Origin of the sequence: Rhodococcus indonesiensis (assembly GCF_047782815.1) — a bacterium.
Classification (GTDB): Bacteria; Actinomycetota; Actinomycetes; order Mycobacteriales; family Mycobacteriaceae; genus Rhodococcus; species Rhodococcus indonesiensis.
Window position 1 is genome coordinate 788,618 of record NZ_CP180630.1, and the last position, 18,892, is coordinate 807,509.

At 69.5% G+C, this 18,892-nt stretch carries 19 protein-coding genes; 13 read left to right on the top strand and 6 right to left on the bottom strand.

Annotated features, from left to right (window positions below):
• Nucleotides 1-20 precede the first annotated feature (20 nt).
• Nucleotides 21-572: a hemerythrin domain-containing protein gene (locus ACM26Y_RS03735; RefSeq protein ID WP_416062668.1), complete on the top strand. Its 552-nt coding sequence runs from the start codon at nt 21-23 to the stop codon at nt 570-572.
• A 30-nt stretch (nt 573-602) separates the two neighbouring features.
• On the opposite strand, the gene ACM26Y_RS03740 is transcribed toward ACM26Y_RS03735, so the two are convergent.
• From ACM26Y_RS03740 to ACM26Y_RS03750, 3 genes are read right to left on the bottom strand one after another with little or no spacing between them, the layout of a single operon-like run.
• Nucleotides 603-2,225 carry a long-chain-fatty-acid--CoA ligase gene (locus ACM26Y_RS03740; protein WP_416062669.1) on the bottom strand — a complete coding sequence of 541 codons (1,623 nt, stop codon included), beginning with the start codon at nt 2,223-2,225 and terminating at the stop codon, nt 603-605.
• Between the two features lie 59 nt (nt 2,226-2,284).
• Complete coding sequence (locus ACM26Y_RS03745) at nt 2,285-3,400, bottom strand: acyl-CoA dehydrogenase family protein (protein WP_416062670.1); 1,116 nt, start codon at nt 3,398-3,400, stop codon at nt 2,285-2,287.
• A gap of 24 nt (nt 3,401-3,424) precedes the next feature.
• Nucleotides 3,425-4,603 (bottom strand): acyl-CoA dehydrogenase family protein, encoded by a 1,179-nt coding sequence (locus ACM26Y_RS03750; protein WP_416062671.1) that lies wholly within the window; start codon nt 4,601-4,603, stop codon nt 3,425-3,427.
• 179 nt (nt 4,604-4,782) lie between these two features.
• Here ACM26Y_RS03750 and ACM26Y_RS03755 point away from each other — a divergent pair, with 179 nt between their 5' ends.
• The 12 genes from ACM26Y_RS03755 to ACM26Y_RS03810 all read left to right on the top strand — a co-directional run bounded on the left by ACM26Y_RS03755 (nt 4,783) and on the right by ACM26Y_RS03810 (nt 16,516).
• Nucleotides 4,783-4,968: a ferredoxin gene (locus ACM26Y_RS03755; protein WP_054371605.1), complete on the top strand. Its 186-nt coding sequence runs from the start codon at nt 4,783-4,785 to the stop codon at nt 4,966-4,968.
• Nucleotides 4,969-5,086: 118 nt separating this feature from the next.
• Complete coding sequence (locus ACM26Y_RS03760) at nt 5,087-6,031, top strand: 3-oxoacyl-ACP reductase (protein WP_416062672.1); 945 nt, start codon at nt 5,087-5,089, stop codon at nt 6,029-6,031.
• A gap of 465 nt (nt 6,032-6,496) precedes the next feature.
• Nucleotides 6,497-7,261 carry an MlaE family ABC transporter permease gene (locus tag ACM26Y_RS03765; protein ID WP_003939591.1) on the top strand — a complete coding sequence of 255 codons (765 nt, stop codon included), beginning with the start codon at nt 6,497-6,499 and terminating at the stop codon, nt 7,259-7,261.
• A 20-nt stretch (nt 7,262-7,281) separates the two neighbouring features.
• A complete protein-coding gene (locus tag ACM26Y_RS03770; protein ID WP_040784616.1) occupies nt 7,282-8,130 on the top strand; it encodes an MlaE family ABC transporter permease in 849 nt (282 codons plus the stop codon).
• 4 nt (nt 8,131-8,134) lie between these two features.
• The gene (locus ACM26Y_RS03775) at nt 8,135-9,313 is read left to right on the top strand and encodes an MCE family protein (protein WP_003939593.1); all 1,179 of its coding nucleotides are present in this window, start codon (nt 8,135-8,137) and stop codon (nt 9,311-9,313) included.
• A 57-nt stretch (nt 9,314-9,370) separates the two neighbouring features.
• Nucleotides 9,371-10,390 carry an MCE family protein gene (locus ACM26Y_RS03780; RefSeq protein ID WP_416062673.1) on the top strand — a complete coding sequence of 340 codons (1,020 nt, stop codon included), beginning with the start codon at nt 9,371-9,373 and terminating at the stop codon, nt 10,388-10,390.
• On the top strand, nt 10,387-11,445 hold the full coding sequence (locus ACM26Y_RS03785; protein WP_416062674.1) for an MCE family protein: 1,059 nt from the start codon (nt 10,387-10,389) through the stop codon (nt 11,443-11,445). The genes ACM26Y_RS03780 and ACM26Y_RS03785 overlap by 4 nt, the downstream gene beginning before the upstream one ends.
• On the top strand, nt 11,442-12,767 hold the full coding sequence (locus tag ACM26Y_RS03790; RefSeq protein WP_416062675.1) for an MCE family protein: 1,326 nt from the start codon (nt 11,442-11,444) through the stop codon (nt 12,765-12,767). The genes ACM26Y_RS03785 and ACM26Y_RS03790 overlap by 4 nt, the downstream gene beginning before the upstream one ends.
• Nucleotides 12,764-13,999: an MCE family protein gene (locus ACM26Y_RS03795; RefSeq protein WP_416062676.1), complete on the top strand. Its 1,236-nt coding sequence runs from the start codon at nt 12,764-12,766 to the stop codon at nt 13,997-13,999. The genes ACM26Y_RS03790 and ACM26Y_RS03795 overlap by 4 nt, the downstream gene beginning before the upstream one ends.
• Nucleotides 13,996-15,411, top strand: a complete 1,416-nt coding sequence (locus ACM26Y_RS03800; RefSeq protein ID WP_416062677.1) for an MCE family protein — start codon at nt 13,996-13,998, stop codon at nt 15,409-15,411. The genes ACM26Y_RS03795 and ACM26Y_RS03800 overlap by 4 nt, the downstream gene beginning before the upstream one ends.
• On the top strand, nt 15,411-15,941 hold the full coding sequence (locus ACM26Y_RS03805; RefSeq protein ID WP_054371599.1) for a hypothetical protein: 531 nt from the start codon (nt 15,411-15,413) through the stop codon (nt 15,939-15,941). The genes ACM26Y_RS03800 and ACM26Y_RS03805 overlap by 1 nt, the downstream gene beginning before the upstream one ends.
• The gene (locus ACM26Y_RS03810; protein ID WP_416062678.1) at nt 15,938-16,516 is read left to right on the top strand and encodes a twin-arginine translocation pathway signal; all 579 of its coding nucleotides are present in this window, start codon (nt 15,938-15,940) and stop codon (nt 16,514-16,516) included. The genes ACM26Y_RS03805 and ACM26Y_RS03810 overlap by 4 nt, the downstream gene beginning before the upstream one ends.
• Nucleotides 16,517-16,522: 6 nt before the next feature.
• Here ACM26Y_RS03810 and ACM26Y_RS03815 read toward each other — a convergent pair whose 3' ends face one another.
• The 3 genes from ACM26Y_RS03815 to ACM26Y_RS03825 are packed head-to-tail and all read right to left on the bottom strand — an operon-like array spanning nt 16,523 to nt 18,756.
• The gene (locus tag ACM26Y_RS03815) at nt 16,523-17,047 is read right to left on the bottom strand and encodes a response regulator (RefSeq protein ID WP_152975344.1); all 525 of its coding nucleotides are present in this window, start codon (nt 17,045-17,047) and stop codon (nt 16,523-16,525) included.
• Nucleotides 17,044-18,534 (bottom strand): alpha,alpha-trehalose-phosphate synthase (UDP-forming), encoded by a 1,491-nt coding sequence (locus ACM26Y_RS03820; RefSeq protein ID WP_416062679.1) that lies wholly within the window; start codon nt 18,532-18,534, stop codon nt 17,044-17,046. Before ACM26Y_RS03820 ends, ACM26Y_RS03815 begins: the two co-directional genes overlap by 4 nt.
• Nucleotides 18,535-18,582: 48 nt before the next feature.
• Nucleotides 18,583-18,756 (bottom strand): hypothetical protein, encoded by a 174-nt coding sequence (locus ACM26Y_RS03825; protein ID WP_003939603.1) that lies wholly within the window; start codon nt 18,754-18,756, stop codon nt 18,583-18,585.
• Between the last annotated feature and the right edge of the window lie 136 nt (nt 18,757-18,892).

An 18,892-nucleotide genomic window follows, 5' to 3' on the forward strand; every position in this document is an offset into this window, starting at 1 on the left:
CGGAGGAAGGACGAGACGTCATGTCGATCGAGGAAGTCGTGATGGCGACCACCGAAACCGATTCCGCCGCCGTCGCCGCGATCCGCACCCATCACGCGCAACTCGCAGCACGCGTCGCAGAGCTGACGGATGCACTGGTCGCCGCCGTCGCCGAGAATTCCGACACTGCGGCGGCCCGCGCGGACGCGGCCCGATTCCTTCGGGACGAGCTGCTGCCGCACGCGAGGGCCGAGGAAGCCACGCTGTACCCCGCGGCGGCCCGGGACGACGCGGCCCGGCTCCTCGTCGAATCGATGCTGGCCGAGCATCACGTCATCGGTGACCTGGTCGACCGTATCGAGAACGATCCCTCGCCGTTCGCTGCGGCCGCGGCCGGGTACGCCCTGCGGGTGATGTTCGACGCGCATCTGGCCAACGAGAACGACCGGATTCTGCCGGTGGTTGCGGCGGACCCGACCGTCTCACTTGCCGCCGTCACCGAGGGCATGCACGAACTGCTCGGCGACCACGACCTTCGGTCCGCCCAGCCGGGCGGATGCAGCGGTCACCGATGCGCGTGCGGCGAGGCCTGACCGCCGCGGGCCGGTGTGCCCTTTGGGCGGTCAGGACCGCCCAAAGGACACACCGCTGACGAGGTCGGGTGTCAGCAGTGAGAATTCGCGCTCACCGCGCGACCGAACCCACACCGGGTCGGCGCAGTTCCACCGTTCGGCGCTGAGCGTGCGGGTGAGCACCTTGAAGGTGGCCGTGCGCGGGAAGTCGGAGCACACCCGGATCAGCGTGGGCAGCTGTTTGGGGCCGAGATCGGGCTGCGCGTCGAGGAAGTCCGCGAACGCGACCGGATCGAACTCGTCGGTCGCGGTGGGGATGACGGCGACCATCACCCGATCGCCCACGTCCGCATCCGGGACCGCGTAGACCGAGACCTGCGCGAAGCCCGGGTAGCGGAGCAGCGCCCGCTCGATCGGAGCGGCGGCGATGTTCTCGCCGTCGACGCGCATCCATCCGGAACTGCGACCGGCGAAGTAGACGAAGCCCTCGGCGTCGACGTAACCGAGATCGCCACTGTAATACCGGCCGTCGCGCATCCGCTCGGCATCGGCTTCAGGGTTCTTGTAATAGCCTGCGAACAGCCCGGACCCGGTGACGTTGACGAGTTCGCCGGTCGCGACGTCGGCGTTGAGGACGCGGCCGGCCGCGTCGAACTCGGCCACCGGGCAGGGGGATCCGGTGTCCGGGTCGAGAATCTGCACGCCCTCGGGCAGTCGGCCCAGCGCTCCGGGCGGGGCGTCGGGCGCCGCGGAGATCGAGATGCCGCCCTCGGTGGAGCCGAACCCGTCGACGACCGTCGCGCCGAACCGTCGCCGGAACGCGGCGATCGCGGGGGCCGTGCCCTCGTTGCCGTACATGATGCGCAGCGGGTTGTCCGCCTCGCCGGGTTCCTCCGGAGTGGCGACGATGTAGGACAACGGCTTTCCCACGTAGTTGGCGTAGGTGACCCCGAAGCGGCGTACGTCCGGCAGGAAACCGGAGGCGGAGAACCTGCGCCGCAGGGCGATCCCGGACCCGGCCGCCAGCGCCACCGCCCAGCCGGCCATCATCGCGTTGGAGTGGAACATCGGCATCGACACGTACACGACGTCGTCGGCGCCGAGACCGAACCGCTCGGCGAGCATCACGCCCGGCCCGGTGATCTTCTCGTGGGTGCAGCACACGGCCTTCGGGTCGCCGCTGGTGCCGGAGGTGAAGATCAGCATGAACAGGTCGGTCGGATCGACCGGCGGTGGTTCGACGGTGGCACCGGTGTGCGGGGCGAGCAGCGCGGACCACTCGGCGGAGTCGACGTCGATGACCCGCACCCCGCCGAGGTCGAGTCCGTCGAGCAGTCGCGCGTTCGCGGTCTCGGTGAACACCACCTGGCAGTCCGCGAGCGCGATGTCGCGGGCCAGGGCCTGCCCGCGGCGGGTGGTGTTCAGCCCGACCACCACCGACCCGGACAGTGCCGCGGCGCCGAGCAGCAGCGAGAACTCCGGCACGTTGTCCATGAGGATCCCGAAGTGCCGGGGTCGGCGCGGGTCGAGCAGTTGGTGCAGCAGCGCGGCCCGGTCCCGGCCGGCCTGCACGTGCCGGCGCCACGTCAGCGACGTGTTCTCGAACTGCAGGCCCCGGTCGTCGACGGTGGCGAGCCGCTCGAGGAGGGCGGTCACCGTGAGTGCGTCGGTCATGGGGGCATCCTGGCGTCTCGGCGTGCCGGCCGAGGTGCCGGTTCCGCTGGTCGGGACTGTCACGCGGGCGTTTCCGCGAGGGACGCGCCCAGGGCCCGCAACTGTGCGGTGGCCGAGCCGAGGTGGAATTCGTGGTGCTTGGCGGCCAGGAAGTAGCGGTGCACGGGATGGTCCTCGTCCAGGCCCACGCCGCCGTGGACGTGGACGAGCGTGTGCGCGACGCGGTGCCCGGCTTCGGCGGCCCAGAACGCGGCGGTGCGCAGTTCCCCGGTGTCGGGCAGCCCGGCGTCGGCGCGGAAGGCTGCCTGCCACAGGGTGAGCCGGGCCCCCTTGACGTCGATGTACGCGTCGGCGAGTCGCTGGGCCACCGCCTGGAAGCTGCCGATCGGCCGATCGAACTGCACCCGCTCGCGCGCGTACTGCGCGGTGAGCTCGAGCGCCCGGTCGAGCACCCCGTACTGGTATGCGGCCGAACCGAGAAGTCCGCGATCGCGCAGCCACGCCGTGATCGCGCGGCCGTCGGTGCCGAGCACGCGGTCGCCGGGGACGACGGCCGCGGCCAGGGTCAGCGTCCCGAGACAACCCCGGCCCGTGTCGTACTGACGGGTCACGCTCACCCCGGGATCGTCGGGGCGCACGAGGAGCACGGTGACGCCGTCCGAGGTCGCCACCGGCACGAGGAAGAGGTCCGCCGCAGGGGCCGCATCGACGAGGATCTTGGTGCCGTCGACGGTCCAGCCCCCGCCGGTGCGACGTGCCGTCGTGGTCGGCGACGTGGGGTCGTCGTTCAGTTCCTCCTCGAGGGCGGCGGTGAGGATCCGCTCGCCCGTGGCGGCGGGTTCGCCCCAGTCGTGACGCTGTGCGTCGCTGCCGAACTCGGCGAGGGCGGCGGCGGACACGACGATCGAGGACAGGTAGGGGACGGCGGCGACACCGCGTCCGAGTTCGGCGAGGATGCTCGTCTGCTCGAGCGGACCGAAGCCGTCGCCGCCGACGGATTCGGGCAGTGCCGCGCCGAGGATGCCCGACGAGGCGAGCGCGTCCCACAGGGTGTGGTCGATGCGGTCCTCGGCGGCGTCGAGTCGGCGCAGATGGTCGTTGGTGGCGATGTCGGTGACGATGCGGCGGGTGAGCCCGGCGAGGTCCTGCTGCGCCTCGGTGAGGGTGAAATCCACGGCCTTGGTCCTTCCGGGGGAGTGTCAGCGTTTGGCGGGCGGCAGGCCGAGGGCGGTCATCGCGATGATGTCGCGCTGGACCTCGTTGGTGCCGCCGCCGAAGGTGAGGATGAGGGAACTGCGATGCATCCGCTCGAGCCGGCCCCGCAACAGCACGCCCGGCGAGTTCTGCCGCAGCGTGGCCGACGGTCCGAGGATCTCCATCAGCAGCCGGTACGCCTCGGTTGCGAACTCGGTGCCGAACACCTTGTTCGCCGACGCCGGGGCGGGCCCGAGCGGCGCGGCGCCGGAGGCGATCTCCCAGTTCATCAGTTTCAGGTACTCGGCCTGGGCGTGGACGCGGGCCAGGTTGATCCGTACCCATTCCTGATCGAGGACGCGGCGGCCGTCGGGCAGACGGGTGTGCTGCGCCCACTCGCGCACTTCCTGCAGCGCGGTGAGGATCGGGCCCGCGGACGTGAGTGCGACGCGTTCGTGGTTGAGCTGGTTGGTGATCAGCGCCCAGCCGCCGTTCGCCTCGCCGACGAGCGCGGAGGCCGGGACGCGCACGTCCTGGTAGTAGGTGGCGCTGGTGTCGGGGCCGGCCATGGTGTGCACGGGGGTGTAGGAGAACCCCTCGGCAGTGGTGGGCACGATGAGGACGCTGATGCCCTTGTGCTTGCGCGCGGCCGGATCGGTGCGGCACGCGAGCCACACGTAGTCGGCGTAGGCGATCAGGCTCGTCCACATCTTCTGGCCGTTGATCACCCACTCGTCGCCGTCGCGGACGGCGGTGGTGCGCAGCGACGCGAGATCCGTGCCCGCCTCGGGTTCGGAGTAGCCGATGGAGAAGTGCAGCTCGCCGGCGGAGATCTTCGGCAGGAAGTACTCCTTCTGCTCGGGTGTGCCGAAGTGCATGATCGTCGGCGCGACCGAGTTGATGGTGAGGAACGGGACGGGAGCGCCGGCGATGGCGGCCTCGTCGGTGAAGATGAGCTGGTCCATCGCCGAACGGTTCTGGCCGCCGTACTCCTCCGGCCAGCCGAGGGTGAGCCAGCCGTCCTTGCCCATTTGCTGGACGACCTCCCGGTACACGTTGCCGGCACCGTACTCGCCCGTCGTCGCGGCGAGCGCCTCCCGCCGTTCGGGTGTCATCAGGTCGGCGAAGTAGGCGCGCAACTGCGCGCGGAGTTCCTCTTGCTGCGGGGTGTACGCGATGTCCACGAACCGCTCCGTTCTTCGGGTAGGCAGCTGGTCGACGGCCGAGGACCGCGACCGGCTCGGCGATGTTCCCGAATCATTGCACAGAACTGAAACGCGTTCTAGCCTGGATTTCGAGCCGTCGCGTCAGCCCGCGCGACCGGCGCCGGATCGAGTGGGCGAGCGAGAAGCGAGGTCTGTTCATGGAGGTCAAGGTCGACTTCGATCGTTGCGAGGCGAACGGCGTGTGCGTAGGGATTGCGCCCGAGGTCTTCGACTTGAACGACGACGACGAACTGATCGTCACGCGTCCCATTGCGCCGGAGCAGGAGGAGAACGTGCGCACGGCGATCGCGCAGTGCCCCCGCGCGGCACTGAGCGAGGCCTGACGAGGCCGCTTGTCAGAAACGAGAACACGTTCTACATTTCTGGTGGTCGCCGGAATCCGCGGCGGCCAGGAACCCGGCGGCCGGGCGGTCGCCCGATATCGCTAGGGAGAACGCGTCGATGAGTGCAACCGGCAACGGTCTCGGCCCCGCGGGAAACGGTGCGGCGGACAACGGCGGCGTGAGTCTCGAGGGCAGGGTTGCCGTCGTCACCGGAGCCGGCGCCGGACTCGGACGCGCGGAGGCCGTCGCGCTGGCCCGGGCCGGTGCCGCGGTGGTCGTCAACGATCTCGCGGCGACGGACGCCGTCGAGGACACCCTCGCCGAGATCCGAGACCTCGGCGCCGACGCGGCCTTCGTGGCCGGCAGCGTCGCCGAACGTGCCACGGCCGATGCTCTGCTCGCGACGGCCCGGGACCGCTTCGGTCGGCTCGACATCGTCGTCAACAATGCCGGCATCGTGCGGGACCGCATGCTGTTCAACATGTCCGACGAGGACTGGGACGCGGTGATCGCCGTCCATCTGCGCGGTCACTTCCTGCTGTGCCGCAACGCGGCGGCGTACTGGCGTGGCGAGTCCAAGAAGGCCGGCGGACCCGTCTACGGCCGGATCGTCAACACGTCCTCCGAGGCCGGCCTGCTCGGTCCCGAGGGGCAGGCCAACTACGGCGCCGCCAAGGCCGGGATCACCGCACTCACCCTCTCCGCAGCGCGGGGTCTGTCCCGATACGGGGTGCGGGCCAATGCCATCTGCCCGCGGGCCCGCACCGCGATGACGGAGGGCGTCTTCGGTGCTGCGCCCGAGGGCGAGGTGGATCCGCTGGCGCCCGAGCACGTCTCGGCGCTGGTCGCCTACCTGGCATCTCCCGCGGCGGACCGGATCAACGGCCAGGTCTTCGTCGTCTACGGCCCGATGGTCGCGCTGATGGCCGCGCCCGTCGTCGAGGAGCGGTTCGACGCGGACGTCCGCTGGACCCCGGAGGCCCTCGCCGATCGCGTCGGGGGGTACTTCGACAACCGGGATCCCGCCCGCACCTTCTCGGCCGCGCAAGCCCTCGCACTCTGAGATCCCGCTAGGTGATACCCGAAGTGACACGCAACGGTGTCCTTCGGTAATATCGCGCCGTCCCGGACCGATCCGGTTAGTGTCGGGCTCGACCCGGGGGGTGCCCCGCCCGGCGACGTCGCCGGGTGTGCCGGCCGCGACCCGGGGCGCGTGAACAGCGATAGTACCTGTTCTAGTTTTCGGTCTTCGAAATCCTGCGTGAGGCGCCGCGACCCGCCGTGGCCGGATGCTGTGGACGGGTGTCGGGCGCGGGCGTCCCTGTCGGCATCTTCCCAGTTCCAGGCTAAATTTCGGGTTCGTCGTGAGTGCTGTGACGGGGTCGGTGCGGCACGGTTCCCGCCGCGTGGACGATGCCGTGTCGCGACGGTCTTTGACACATGAACACGTTCTAGTTAATATGACGCGGGTCACAAGCTGACCTCTCGTCGGCCGCGGCCGGCGAGCGAACCAACGGAGGAGGAGACGGTGGTAGACCTCCTCGAGGTCCCGCTCCGCGCGGTAGGCGGATTCTTCGCGATGACCGGTGAGACCGCCCGGGCGGTGTTCTCCCGGCCCTTCCAGCGACGCGAGTTCGTCGATCAGGCCTGGTTCGTCGCACGGGTGTCCCTCGTCCCGACGGTCCTCGTCGCGGTGCCGTTCACCGTCCTGGTCAGCTTCACCCTCAACATCCTGCTGCGCGAGATCGGTGCCGCGGATCTCAGCGGCGCCGGCGCCGCGCTCGGTGCCGTCACCCAGGTGGGTCCGATGGTCACCGTGCTCATCGTCGCCGGTGCCGGGGCCACGGCCATCTGCGCGGACCTCGCCGCCCGCACCATCCGAGAGGAGATCGACGCGATGCGCGTGCTCGGCATCAACCCGATCCACCGCCTCGTGGTACCCCGGGTCCTCGCCTCCACCGTCGTCGCGCTGCTGCTCAACGGGCTGGTGTGCTCCATCGGCATCCTCGGGGGCTTCGCGTTCTCCGTCTTCCTCCAGGACGTGAACCCCGGTGCCTTCGTCAACGGCATCACCCTGCTCACCGGCTTCGGCGAACTCATGATCTCCCAGGTCAAGGCCGGGCTGTTCGGCATGATCGCCGGTCTCGTCGCCGCCTATCTCGGCCTCAACGTCAAGGGCGGCGCCAAGAGTGTCGGCGACGCGGTCAACCAGACGGTCGTGTTCGCCTTCATGGCATTGTTCGTGGTCAACCTCCTCGTCACCGCCGTCGGCATCAAGCTGACGGGCGGGTGACCGGCACGGCGGTGATGTAGATGGCAGTGATCTCCTGGCGCTTCCCCCGCGCGCGGCGCCGCATCGCCCGGGCCTCCGACTCCGTGGACCGGCTCGGCGAACAGGCGCTCTTCTTCGGCAAGGCGCTCGGCTACACCCCGCGGGCGCTGCTGCACTACCCGAAGGAGACGGTCCGGCTGATCGCCGAGATCAGTATGGGCACCGGGGCGCTCGCCGTGATCGGCGGCACGGTCGTCATCGTCGGCTTCCTGACCCTGTTCACCGGCGGGATCATCGCCGTACAGGGCTTCAGCTCCCTCGGCAACATCGGTGTCGAAGCCCTCACGGGCTTCTTCGCCGCCTTCATCAACGTCCGCATCGCGGCACCCACCATCGCGGGCATCGGCCTGGCCGCCACCATCGGCGCCGGCTCGACCGCCCAGCTCGGCGCCATGCGGGTCTCGGAGGAGATCGACGCGCTCGAGGTCATGGCGATCCCGTCGATCCCGTATCTCGTGAGCACCCGCGTGCTGGCGGGCATGATCGCGATCGTCCCGCTGTACTCGCTGGCCGTGATCGCCTCGTTCGTCGCCAGCCGCTTCGCCACCGTCGTGCTCTACGGCCAGTCCGCGGGCGTGTACGACCACTACTTCGACACGTTCCTCATCCCCACCGACATCCTGTGGTCGTTCGTGCAGGCCATCGTCATGGCGATCGCGGTCATGCTGATCCACACCTACTACGGATTCAACGCCGGCGGCGGCCCGGTCGGCGTCGGCGTCGCCGTCGGCAACGCGGTGCGGGCCTCCCTGATCGCCGTGGTGACCGTGACCCTGCTCATTTCGCTCGCGGTGTACGGAGCGACCGGCAACTTCAACCTGTCGGGATAGGCGTATGGACACACCCTCCTGGAAGAAGAAACTCGCGGCCCTCGGTCTCGTCGGGGGCCTCACCGTCGCCGTCGTGCTGGCGCTGCTGATGTTCGCCGGTGCCTTCACCGCCACCACCCCGGTCACGGTCACCTCGGCACGGTCCGGCCTGGTGATGGAACCCGACGCGAAGGTCAAGCTGCGGGGAGTCGAGGTGGGCCGGGTCCGGTCCGTGGAGCACACCCCCGACGGTGCGCTGCTGCAGCTCGCGATGGATCCCGGCCAGCTGCACCTGGTGCCGTCCAACGTGCGCGTGGCCATCGAGTCCACCACCGTGTTCGGGGCGAAGTTCGTGAACCTGATCGTGCCGGACGACCCGTCGCCGGTGCCGCTCCAGGAGGGCGCGATCATCGCGGCCGAGAACGTCACCGTCGAGTTCAACACCGTCTTCCAGCACCTGTCCGACGTGCTCGCGCAGATCCAGCCGGAGAAGCTCAACGCCACACTGGGGGCGATCTCCGAGGCCCTGGACGGTCGCGGCGACACCCTCGGCGCCACCCTCGTCGAGGCCGAGGACTATCTCGCGACGATGAATCCCTCGCTGCCGCAACTGCAGTACGACATCGCCGTGGCTGCCGACGTCACCAACCTCTACGCCGACGTCGCACCCGACGTGATGAACCTGCTCGACAACGCCACTTCGATCGGCAACACCGTGGTCGACGAGCAGGCCAACCTGGACCTGATGCTGATGAACGTCACCGGCCTGGCGAACACCGGGCGCGACGTCCTCGGCGAGAACGAGACGCAACTGACCTCCGCGCTGGATCTGCTGACGGAGACCACGACGCTGCTCGCCGAGTACTCGCCCGAGCTGCCGTGCTTCATCGTCGGGCTCAACGACGCGCGAATCGCGTTCGAGCCCATGGCCGGCACCGGAAAGTACCCGGCACTGATGCTGAGCACGAACTTCCTGGGCGGCGCCACCATGTACGACCATGAGAAGGACCTGCCGGTGGTGGGAGCGTCGGGCGGGCCGAACTGCCACGGGCTGCCGAACTTCGATCCCAAACGCGACGGCCACGCCCCCTTCGTCGTCGCCGACACCCATCCCGTGCCGTACCACCCGAACACCGAGACGTGGGTGCGGTACCCGACGATCTTCGGTTTCCTGTTCGGCGACATGATCCCGGGAGGAGAGTGAGATGCCGCAGGCGCAGATGCGGACGGACCGGGCGGCACACGAAGGCGAGGTGATCCGGTGAGGCCCACCACGGTCAAGTTCCTCGCCTTCACCGTCGTGATGGTGCTGATCTTCGCGGCGCTGGCGATCGTGTTCAGCCAGGTGCGATTCACCGGCACGCAGACCTATCACGCGACGTTCACCGACGTGTCCGGACTGCAGGCCGGTGACAAGGTCCGCATTGCGGGGGTGCCCGTCGGGTCGGTCGACAGCGTCGACGTCGGGCGAGACAATCAGGCCGAGGTGTCGTTCGACGTCGACGCCGAGCACACGCTGCTGGTGAGCACCAAGGCCACGGTGCGGTACGAAAACCTCGTGGGCGACCGCTATCTCGAACTGCTCGAGGGGCCGGGGACCAGTGAGACGCTGCCGGACGGCGGCACGATCCCGGTGTCGCAGACGGAACCGGCGCTCGACCTCGACCTGCTGCTCGGCGGATTCAAGCCGCTGTTGCAGGGCCTCGACGCGCAGCAGGTCAACGACCTGTCCGGCGCGCTGCTCCAGGTCTTCCAGGGTCAGGGCGGCACCCTGGTGTCGTTGCTGGGCAACACGAACTCCTTCACGAACTCCCTCGCCGACCGGGACCGGCTGATCGGCGACGTCATCGATAATCTCAACGCGGTCCTCGCCACCATCGACGAGAACGACCAGCAGTTCACCGAGACCGTCGACCGGTTGCAGACCCTGGTGAGCGGGCTCGCGCAGGACCGCGATCCGATCGGCACCGCCATCCCGCGGATCGCGGCCGGCACCGGTGATCTCGCGTCGCTGCTGCAGAGCAACCGGCCGGACCTGCAGTCGGTGATCGCCGAGACCAACCGCACCATGACGCAGCTCGACCTCGGGCGCGGCGACATCAACCGGACACTCGAACGGCTGCCGAACGACTACAAGAAGCTCATCCGGGTGGGGGCGTACGGCAACTTCTTCCAGTTCTTCCTGTGTGCCAACACGTTCAAGTTCTCGGGACCGGACGGGACCACCATCCGTTTCACGTCGGCCGAGCAGACGACCGGAAGGTGCGCGAAGATCGAATGAGTCCGATCCGTGAACGCAATCCCGTGCAGGTCGGCATCGTCGGCCTGTCCGTCGCCGCCGCGACGGTGCTCGCGGGCCTGCAGTACGACCAGTTGCAGTTCCTCTCCGGGGGCCTGACCTACTCGGCGTACTTCGCCGACGCCGGCGGTCTCGTGCCCGGCGACACCGTCACACTCGCCGGCGTCGACGTCGGCGAGGTCACCGACGTCCGCCTCGACGACCGGCAGGTGCTCGTCGCCTTCACCGTTCGCGACGGCATCGCCCTCGGCGAGGACACCGGCGCCGACATCAAGACGAACACGGTGCTCGGCCGCAAGTCCCTCGCCGTGCAACCCTACGGTTCGGGGACGCTGGACCCGCGCGAACCGATCCCGTCGACACGCACCGACTCCCCGTACTCGCTCACCGACGCCCTCGGCGACCTCGCGACCACGGTGTCCGATCTCGACACCGAACAGATCGACGCCTCGCTCGATGCGCTGTCGGATTCGCTGCAGGACACCCCGCCCGAGCTGCGGGGGGCGCTCGAGGGCATGACCAGGCTGTCCCAGTCCGTCAACGCACGCGACGAGTCGCTCGAGGACCTGCTGGCCCGCGCCGAATCGGTGACCGGGATCCTCGCCGAACGCAGCGACCGGATCAACGCGCTCGTGGTGGACGCCAACGCCCTCTTCGGGGAGCTGAGCCTGCGGCGCGACGCGATCACCGAGCTGATCGCGAACATCTCCGCGGTCTCGCGGCAGCTGTCCGCCCTGGTGCAGGAGAACCAGGCGCAGATGGCTCCCACCCTGGACAAGCTCAACGCGGTGACCGCCAACCTGCAGGCGAACAAGGAGAACATCGCCGGCGCCCTGGACGGGCTCGGCCCGTACATCAGCGCGCTCGGCGAGTCCGTCGCGAGCGGTCCGTTCTTCAACGCGTACGTCTCGAACGTCCTGCCCGCCCCGTGGTGGAAGGCTCTGGTGGACAGCATGGTCGCCCCCGAACTGCTGCAGCAGGACCTGCAGGACATCATCCCGAAGAACCCGCCGTCGATCACGAAGGATGGCGAATGAGCACCGATACCCTCGAAGCCCCGGAGGACCGGTCCGGGAAGCGCCGCCGCGTGCTGCTGCCGGTGATCGCCGGTGTCGCAGTGGTGGCCCTGGCCCTCGTCGCGTTCGCCGTGGTGCCCGGCTGGGGCAAGCGCACCGTCAACGCCGAATTCGTCTCCACGAGCGGCCTGTACGAGGGCGACGACGTGCGGGTGCTGGGCGTGAGCGTCGGCAGGATCACCCGCATCGAGCCGGGCGACGACCTGGTGCGCGTGCAGATGCAGGTCGACGACTCCGTCGACATCCCGGCCGACGCCAAGGCGGTGATCATCGCGCAGAGCCTCGTGTCCGCGCGTTTCGTGCAGCTGACCCCGGTGTACTCGGGGGGACCGCAGCTCGCCGACGACGCGACGATCCCGGTCGAGCGCACCGCCTCGCCGGTCGAATGGGACCAGATCAAGACGGAACTGATGCGCCTGTCCGAGGCGCTCGGCCCCCAGGGGCTCGACCCCCAGGGCTCGCTCGGCCGTTTCATCGACACCGCCGCCGACAACCTCGACGGCAACGGCCTGACCGTCCGCGCCACGCTGCGCGAACTGTCCGACACGATGCACACCCTGTCGGAGGGGCGCACCGACCTGTTCGGCACCGTCCGGAACCTGCAGGCGTTCGTGTCGGTGCTCTCGACCAGCAACGACCAGATCGTGCAGCTCGGTGGCCGGCTCGCCTCGGTCTCGGACGTCCTCGCCGAGAGCTCGGGCCAGCTCGGCACTTCGCTTGCGGATCTCGATCTCGCGGTCGGTGACGTGCAACGGTTCGTGCAGGACCACCGGGTTGCGCTGACCGAGTCGGTGCAGCGCCTCGCCGACGCCACCGAGGTCCTCGCCCGCAAGCGACCCGAGATCGAACGGGTCCTGCACTCCGGACCGACGTCGCTGGCGAACTTCTACGACATCTACAAGCCCGCACAGGGCTCGCTCACCGGTGCGCTGGCGATCAGCAACCTCGCCAATCCCGTCGAGTTCATGTGCGGGTCCGTGGCCGCGGCGGCGAACGCCACCTCCGACCGCAGCGCGGAACTGTGCCGCCAGCAGCTCGGACCGGTGCTCCAGTCGCTGGCGATGAACTACCTGCCGGTCATGACCAACCCCATCGCCGCGGTGGAGGCGTTCCCCGACCAGATCCAGTACACCGAACCGGGTCTCGAGGCGGAAGCCGCGGCTGCGGGGCGGGGTACCGCGCCCGCGGACGCCGCGCCGCCGGCCGGGCCGCTGCCCGGCCTGCCCACCGTGACGGTTCCCCCCGACCTCGGTGCGCTTCTGCAGCCGGGAGGAGGACGATGAGCACCCGAATCCGGCACTCCCGCCCGGCGCGGCGCTGCGCCGCCGCCGCGACGGTGGTCGTGGCGGCCCTGACACTGACCGGATGCGAGTGGGAGGGCCTGAACTCCCTTCCCCTTCCCGGCACCGCCGGGCACGGCGAGGACGCCTACCAGGTGCGGATCCAGATGCCGAACGTGACCACCCTGACGCAGAATTCGCCGGTGCGGGTGGACGACGTCCAGGTCGGCAGCGTCACCAGGATCGAGGTCGAGGACTGGCACGCCCTCGTGACGGTGGCCCTCGACGGCGACGTCGCACTCCCGGCGAACGCGACGGCGAAAATCGGGCAGACCAGCCTGCTCGGCTCCCAGCACCTCGAACTGGGGGCGCCGGCGGACGAGCCTCCGCAGGGCCGCCTCGAGGACGGCGACCTGATTCCGCTCGAGCGGGCCGGGGTGTACCCGACCACCGAGCAGACGCTGTCGTCGCTGTCGGTGGTCCTCAACGGCGGTGGACTCGCACAGATCGACGACATCACCACCGAACTGAACGCGGCGCTGAACGGGCGGGAGGATTCGATCCGGAACCTGCTGCCGCGGCTCGACGAACTCGTCGGGACCCTCGACCGGCAGCGCGACGACATCATCGCCGCGATGGAGGGCATCGACCGCCTGGCATGGACGGTCGACGCGCAGAACGCCACCCTCGTCCGCGCCCTCGACGAGATGCCGGCCGCGCTGAACGTGCTCGTCGACCAGCGCCAGGACCTGACCACCGCGCTCACCTCGCTCGGTGAGATGAGCACCGTGGCCAGCCGGCTCGTCGAGAACAGCGGCGAGGACCTGCAGACCAACCTGCAGGCGCTGGCTCCGACACTGCGGGCGCTCGCCGACTCCGGCAACGCACTGACCGAGGTGCTCGGCGTGCTGTTGACCTATCCGTTCCCGCAGGCCGGCCTCGACCAGATCATCCGGGGCGACTACACGAACCTCGCCATGACCATCGACCTCACCCTCGAACGGCTGGACCTGAACTTCCTCACCGGCACGCCGCTCGCCGGGCGCCTCGCCGGACCGGAAGGCATCCTCGGCCAGGACGCCGGGCTGGCGGCCCAGTCCGCGGACCCGTTCCAGGCCCCGCTCGAGCAGCCGGCCGCTCAACCCGCACCCGGCCCGGCCGGGACCCTGTCGGTCCCCGGCCTGGGTGAGATCACCATTCCGGGGCTGCCCCCGCTGGGGGTGCCGGCGCCGTGATGCTCTCGAAGTTCGTCCGGATCCAGCTCGCGATCTTCGCGGTGCTCACGGTGGTCGGGCTGCTGGTGATGTCGCTGCAGTACGTCAAGCTCCCGCAGCTGTTCGGCGTCGGCCGGTACACGGTGATCGTGGAGCTGACGTCCACCGGCGGCCTCTACCCGCACGCGAACGTCACCTACCGCGGCAACACCGTCGGGGTGGTCGACAAGGTGCAGCTCTCGCCCACCGGGGTGGAGGCGATCCTGTCGATCGACAGTGACCGCGCGATCCCCGCCGATGTCGACGCGGCGGTGCGCAGCGTGTCCGCCGTCGGCGAGCAGTACGTGGACTTCGTTCCGCCGCAGAACGGTTCGAGTGGGGAGTACCTGTCGGACGGCGATGTGATCCCCGCCGACCGCACGTCGGTGCCGCAGGAGGTGGGTGAACTGCTCGACCAGGCCGACGTCCTGCTCGCCAGCATCAGCGACACTCGGCTGCGCACCGTCGTCGACGAGTCGTTCGACGCGTTCAACGGTTCGGGACCGGACCTGCAGCGCCTGATCGACTCGACCCGCCTGTTCGTGCAGGAGGCGAATGCGGGCAGCGAGGAGACAAAGGTACTGCTCGATCAACTCGGTCCACTCCTCGACACCCAGGTCGTCACCAGCGACGCGATCCGGTCCTGGACCCGGGACATGCTGACGTTCACCGACGGGCTACGGGCCGCCGATACCGACCTGCGGTCGGTACTCGCGAAGGGACCGGGCGCCGCGGCCGAAGCCGAACAGCTGCTGCAGGACCTGCGGCCGACGCTGCCGCTGCTGCTGGCCAACCTGGTCAGCATCGGGGAGGTCGGGGTGATCTACAACGCCGGTATCGAACAGGTCCTGGTGCTGTACCCGCCGATGACCACGGCCCTGATCACCGCGGCCGGCAGCGGACCGGCAGAGGACGGCGCGGTGGTCGACTTCCACCTGCAGCTGCACGATCCGCCGCCGTGCCTGTCCGGCTTCCTGCCGCCCGAGCAGTGGCGCAGCCCTGCGGACACCACGATGGTGGACACCCCCGGTGATGTGTACTGCAAGCTCCCGCAGTCGGATCCGAACGCCGTGCGGGGCGCGCGCAACCTGCCGTGCATGGAGTTCCCGGGCCGGCGCGGACCCACGCCGGAGGCGTGCCGCAACGGGTACCAGCCCGAGTACCTCGACAATCCGTGGCGGGGCGCGCCGACGCCCGTGCAGTCGGAGGGCGACGTGCCGGTCCCGGCCTCCCATGCAACCGGCACGAACCCGGCCGCATCCGCCGGGGTCACGGCGCGGGGCATCGACCCGGCGACAGGGACGTACATCGGTCCCGACGGTACGGTGTACCGCAGCGTCGACACCGGCCCCGAGACCAGTTTGGAGACGTACATGAAGGCGCAGCAAGGCTGATGGCAGACGAACAGACCACCCCGACGTCGACGGCGGAGACCGCACCCACCCGGCCGGGCCGGGTGCTGCCCGCGATCGCGGCCGTGATCGTCCTCGCCCTGGTGGGCGCCGGGGTATGGCTGTGGCTCGACGCGAGAGCCGACCACGACCACGACGCCCGGCGGGCGGCGTACCTGCAGGCCGCGCGGCAGACCGTGCTGAACCTGACCACCATCCACCCGCAGAGCGCGGCGGCGGACGTGCAGCGCCTGCTCGACGGGGCGACCGGTGACTTCAAAGCCGAATTCGAAGGCCGCGAGGGGCCTTTCGTCGACGTGGTGACCAAGGCGAACGTCGACACCACCGGGGAGGTCATCGAGGCCGGCATCCAGACCGAGGACGGCGCCTGCATGTCCTCGCTCGTCGCCGCGCGCTCGATGGTCAGCAACGCGGAACAGACCGAACCCGAACCGCGCGACTTCCGGCTGCGGGTGACGATCTGCGACGAGAACGGCCGGTTGCTCGCCTCGAAGGTGGACTTCGTACCGTGACCGAGAATTCGAAGGACGACGCCGTGACCCGGACCGACGACACCACGCGTGTGGACGCCGCGGAGAACGCGCCGGCACCGCCCCGCTCCGCAGGAGGTCGGCGACGGCTGCTGCTCGCGACCCTCACCGCCGCGGCGATCGTGCTCGCCGGCCTCGTCGGATTCGGCGTGTACGACAAGGTCGAGCGCGACGGTGCCGAGGCCGCCCGGACCGAGGCCCTGCAGGCCGCCGAGGAGCAGGCCGTCGCGATGCTCGCGTACGACCACGGCACGGTCGACGAGCAGGTCGCCGCGGCCGCCGACGGGCTCACCGGCGACTTCCGGGACGAGTACACCAACCTGATGAAGAACGTCATCGCGCCCGGCGCAAAGGAGAAGTCGATCACCGTTCAGGTGAGTGTGCAGGCGTCGTCGGTCGTGTCGGCCGAGGCCGACCGGGCGGTAACCTTGTTGTTCCTCAACCAGATCACCACCAGTTCCGTCAATCCCGAAGCGGTCAGCAGCGGCAGTCGTGTGCGTGTCGAACTCGAGAAACACGACGGCCGGTGGCTGGTGAGCCGCCTGACGCCGGTGTGAGCCGGATCAGCGACCGGGCAGGCGCACCATGTGCACGAAGAACCGGTCGATCTGCCGCACGGTGGCAACGAACCTGTCGAAGTCCACCGACTTGGAGACGTAGGCATTGGCCCGAAGCCGGTAACTGCGCACGACGTCCTCCTCGGCGGTGGACGTCGTCAGCACGACGACCGGGATGGATGCCAGGTCGGGATCGGCCTTGACCGCCTCGAGCACCTGCCACCCGTCGTACTTCGGCAGGTTCAGATCGAGCAGCACCAGCGCGGGCCGCACGGCGTCGGCGTGGTCCCCCCGCCGGTGCAGGAAGTCGAGGGCCTCCGCGCCGTCCCGCACCACGTGCAGGGTGCTGCCGATCTCGTTGGCCTCGAACGATTCCCGAATGATCAGCTCGTCCCCGGCGTCGTCCTCGACGAGCAGCACGTCGAGGGAACCGGTAGGCGTGCGTTGCGCCGGGACGTCGGCCGGCGCCGCCTCGATGCGCTCCGGCGACGGTGGGGAACCGTAGTCCTCGCGGTCCGGTGTGCTCGTCACTCGGGCTCGCCGACCTCCGCCGGCGCGATCAGCGCCGGACCGGCCGCGCCCTGATGGGCGAGCGCGTCGAGGAAGGACCGGGCCCACCGGTCCACGTCGTGGGCGAGGACCTGCCGGCGCAGTGCCCGCATGTGCCGCCGGCCGTCCTCGCGCGGCTGGTTCAGGGCCGCCTCCATCTTGTCCTTGACGTCCTCGAGGTCGTGCGGATTGCACAGGAAGGCCTGGCGCAGTTCGGCTGCGGCCCCGGTGAATTCACTCAGGACGAGGGCGCCGCCGAGGTCGCTGCGACACGCCACGTACTCCTTGGCGACGAGGTTCATGCCGTCGCGCAGCGGTGTCACCAGCATGACGTCGGCCGCGACGAAGAACGCGATCAGTTCGTCCCGCGGAATGGGCCGGTGGATGTAGTGCACCACGGGCCGGCCCACCTCGGCGTACTCGCCGTTGATCCGGCTGACCGTCTTCTCGATGGCGCCGCGCATCTGCACGTACGACTCGACGCGTTCCCGGCTGGGGGTGGCGAGCTGCACCATCACCGTCTCAGCCGGATCCACGCGCCCCTCGGCGATCAGCTCGAGCAGTGCGTCGAGGCGGACGTCGATGCCCTTGGTGTAGTCGAGCCGGTCGACGCCGAGCATGATGTGCTTCGGATTGCCGAGTTCCTTGCGGATCTGCTTGGCGCGGTCGCGGATCGGCTTGCGGCGGGCCTGCTCGTCGAGCTGCCCGGAGTCGATGGAGATGGGGAACGCCCCGACGCGCACCGCCCGGAACCCCACCTGCACCACCCCGAGTTTCGAGCGCACGCCCACGGTGCCGCGGGAGGTCTGGTGACCGGCCAGCCGGCGCGCCAGGTACAGGAAGTTCTGGGCGCCGCCGGGCAGGTGGAAGCCGATCAGGTCGGCGCCGAGCAGACCCTCGACGATCTCGGTCCGCCACGGCATCTGCATGAACAGTTCCACCGGCGGGAACGGAATGTGCAGGAAGAAGCCGATGGTCAGGTCCGGGCGCAGCATCCGCAGCATCTTCGGCACCAGCTGCAGCTGGTAGTCCTGCACCCACACCGTCGCGCCCTCGGCGGCAGCCTTCGCGGTCTCCTCCGCGAACCGGCGGTTGACCTCGACGTAGGTGTTCCACCACTCGCGCCGGTACTCCGGCCGGACGATCACGTCGTGGTACAGCGGCCACAGCGTCGCGTTGGAGAAGCCCTCGTAGTAGTCGGCGATCTCCTGCGCGCTCAGCGGGACCGGATACAGCTCGAGGCCGTCCTGGACGATGGGGTCGAGTTCGGCGTCGGCGACACCGGCCCAGCCGACCCACGCTCCGCGGTTGCTGCGCAGGATCGGCTCGAGCGCGGTGACGAGGCCACCCGGGCTGCGCTTCCACCGGGTCGAGCCGTCCGCAAGACGCTCGAGGTCGACGGGCAGGCGGTTCGCGACGACGACGAAGTCCGAACCACCTGTGCGCGTCGACTCCTCAGCTGCAACCACGTGGTGCCCCCTGTCCTTGTCCGACTGTCCCTGTCCGGCGGTGTCCGATCAGTCCATCTTCGGGTTCGGGCCGATGCCGAGCATGGACAGCAGCATGCGGCACTCGTCCGCATCCTCCGCGTAGGCAGCGACGACACGCTGCGCCTGGCGGGCTGTCTCGTCCGCGACGGGTTCGAGTTCCTCGTCCGGAATGTCGTTCTCGGTGGTGGCGTCCGCGGCCATGGTTGTTCCTCCCGGGCTTGCTGCTCCGTTCGAGCAGGTCATTCGTAGTGCGACTCTATGAGAACCGGCGCTTCCGACGCCACCCGCGCTGCAAGTTAGGGTTGACTCACTTCTCGGGGTGGTGACGTGGAACGGA

Excerpts from the sequence above, each read along its gene's own strand:
- ACM26Y_RS03770 (WP_040784616.1), top strand. The coding sequence starts at position 7,282 with ATGGCAGTGATCTCCTGGCGCTTCCCCCGCGCGCGGCGCCGCATCGCC.
- ACM26Y_RS03760 (WP_416062672.1), top strand. The coding sequence starts at position 5,087 with ATGAGTGCAACCGGCAACGGTCTCGGCCCCGCGGGAAACGGTGCGGCG.
- ACM26Y_RS03740 (WP_416062669.1), bottom strand. The coding sequence starts at position 2,225 with ATGACCGACGCACTCACGGTGACCGCCCTCCTCGAGCGGCTCGCCACC.
- ACM26Y_RS03775 (WP_003939593.1), top strand. The coding sequence starts at position 8,135 with ATGGACACACCCTCCTGGAAGAAGAAACTCGCGGCCCTCGGTCTCGTC.
- ACM26Y_RS03785 (WP_416062674.1), top strand. The coding sequence starts at position 10,387 with ATGAGTCCGATCCGTGAACGCAATCCCGTGCAGGTCGGCATCGTCGGC.
- ACM26Y_RS03795 (WP_416062676.1), top strand. The coding sequence starts at position 12,764 with ATGAGCACCCGAATCCGGCACTCCCGCCCGGCGCGGCGCTGCGCCGCC.
- ACM26Y_RS03805 (WP_054371599.1), top strand. The coding sequence starts at position 15,411 with ATGGCAGACGAACAGACCACCCCGACGTCGACGGCGGAGACCGCACCC.
- ACM26Y_RS03755 (WP_054371605.1), top strand. The coding sequence starts at position 4,783 with ATGGAGGTCAAGGTCGACTTCGATCGTTGCGAGGCGAACGGCGTGTGC.
- ACM26Y_RS03825 (WP_003939603.1), bottom strand. The coding sequence starts at position 18,756 with ATGGCCGCGGACGCCACCACCGAGAACGACATTCCGGACGAGGAACTC.
- ACM26Y_RS03735 (WP_416062668.1), top strand. The coding sequence starts at position 21 with ATGTCGATCGAGGAAGTCGTGATGGCGACCACCGAAACCGATTCCGCC.
- ACM26Y_RS03790 (WP_416062675.1), top strand. The coding sequence starts at position 11,442 with ATGAGCACCGATACCCTCGAAGCCCCGGAGGACCGGTCCGGGAAGCGC.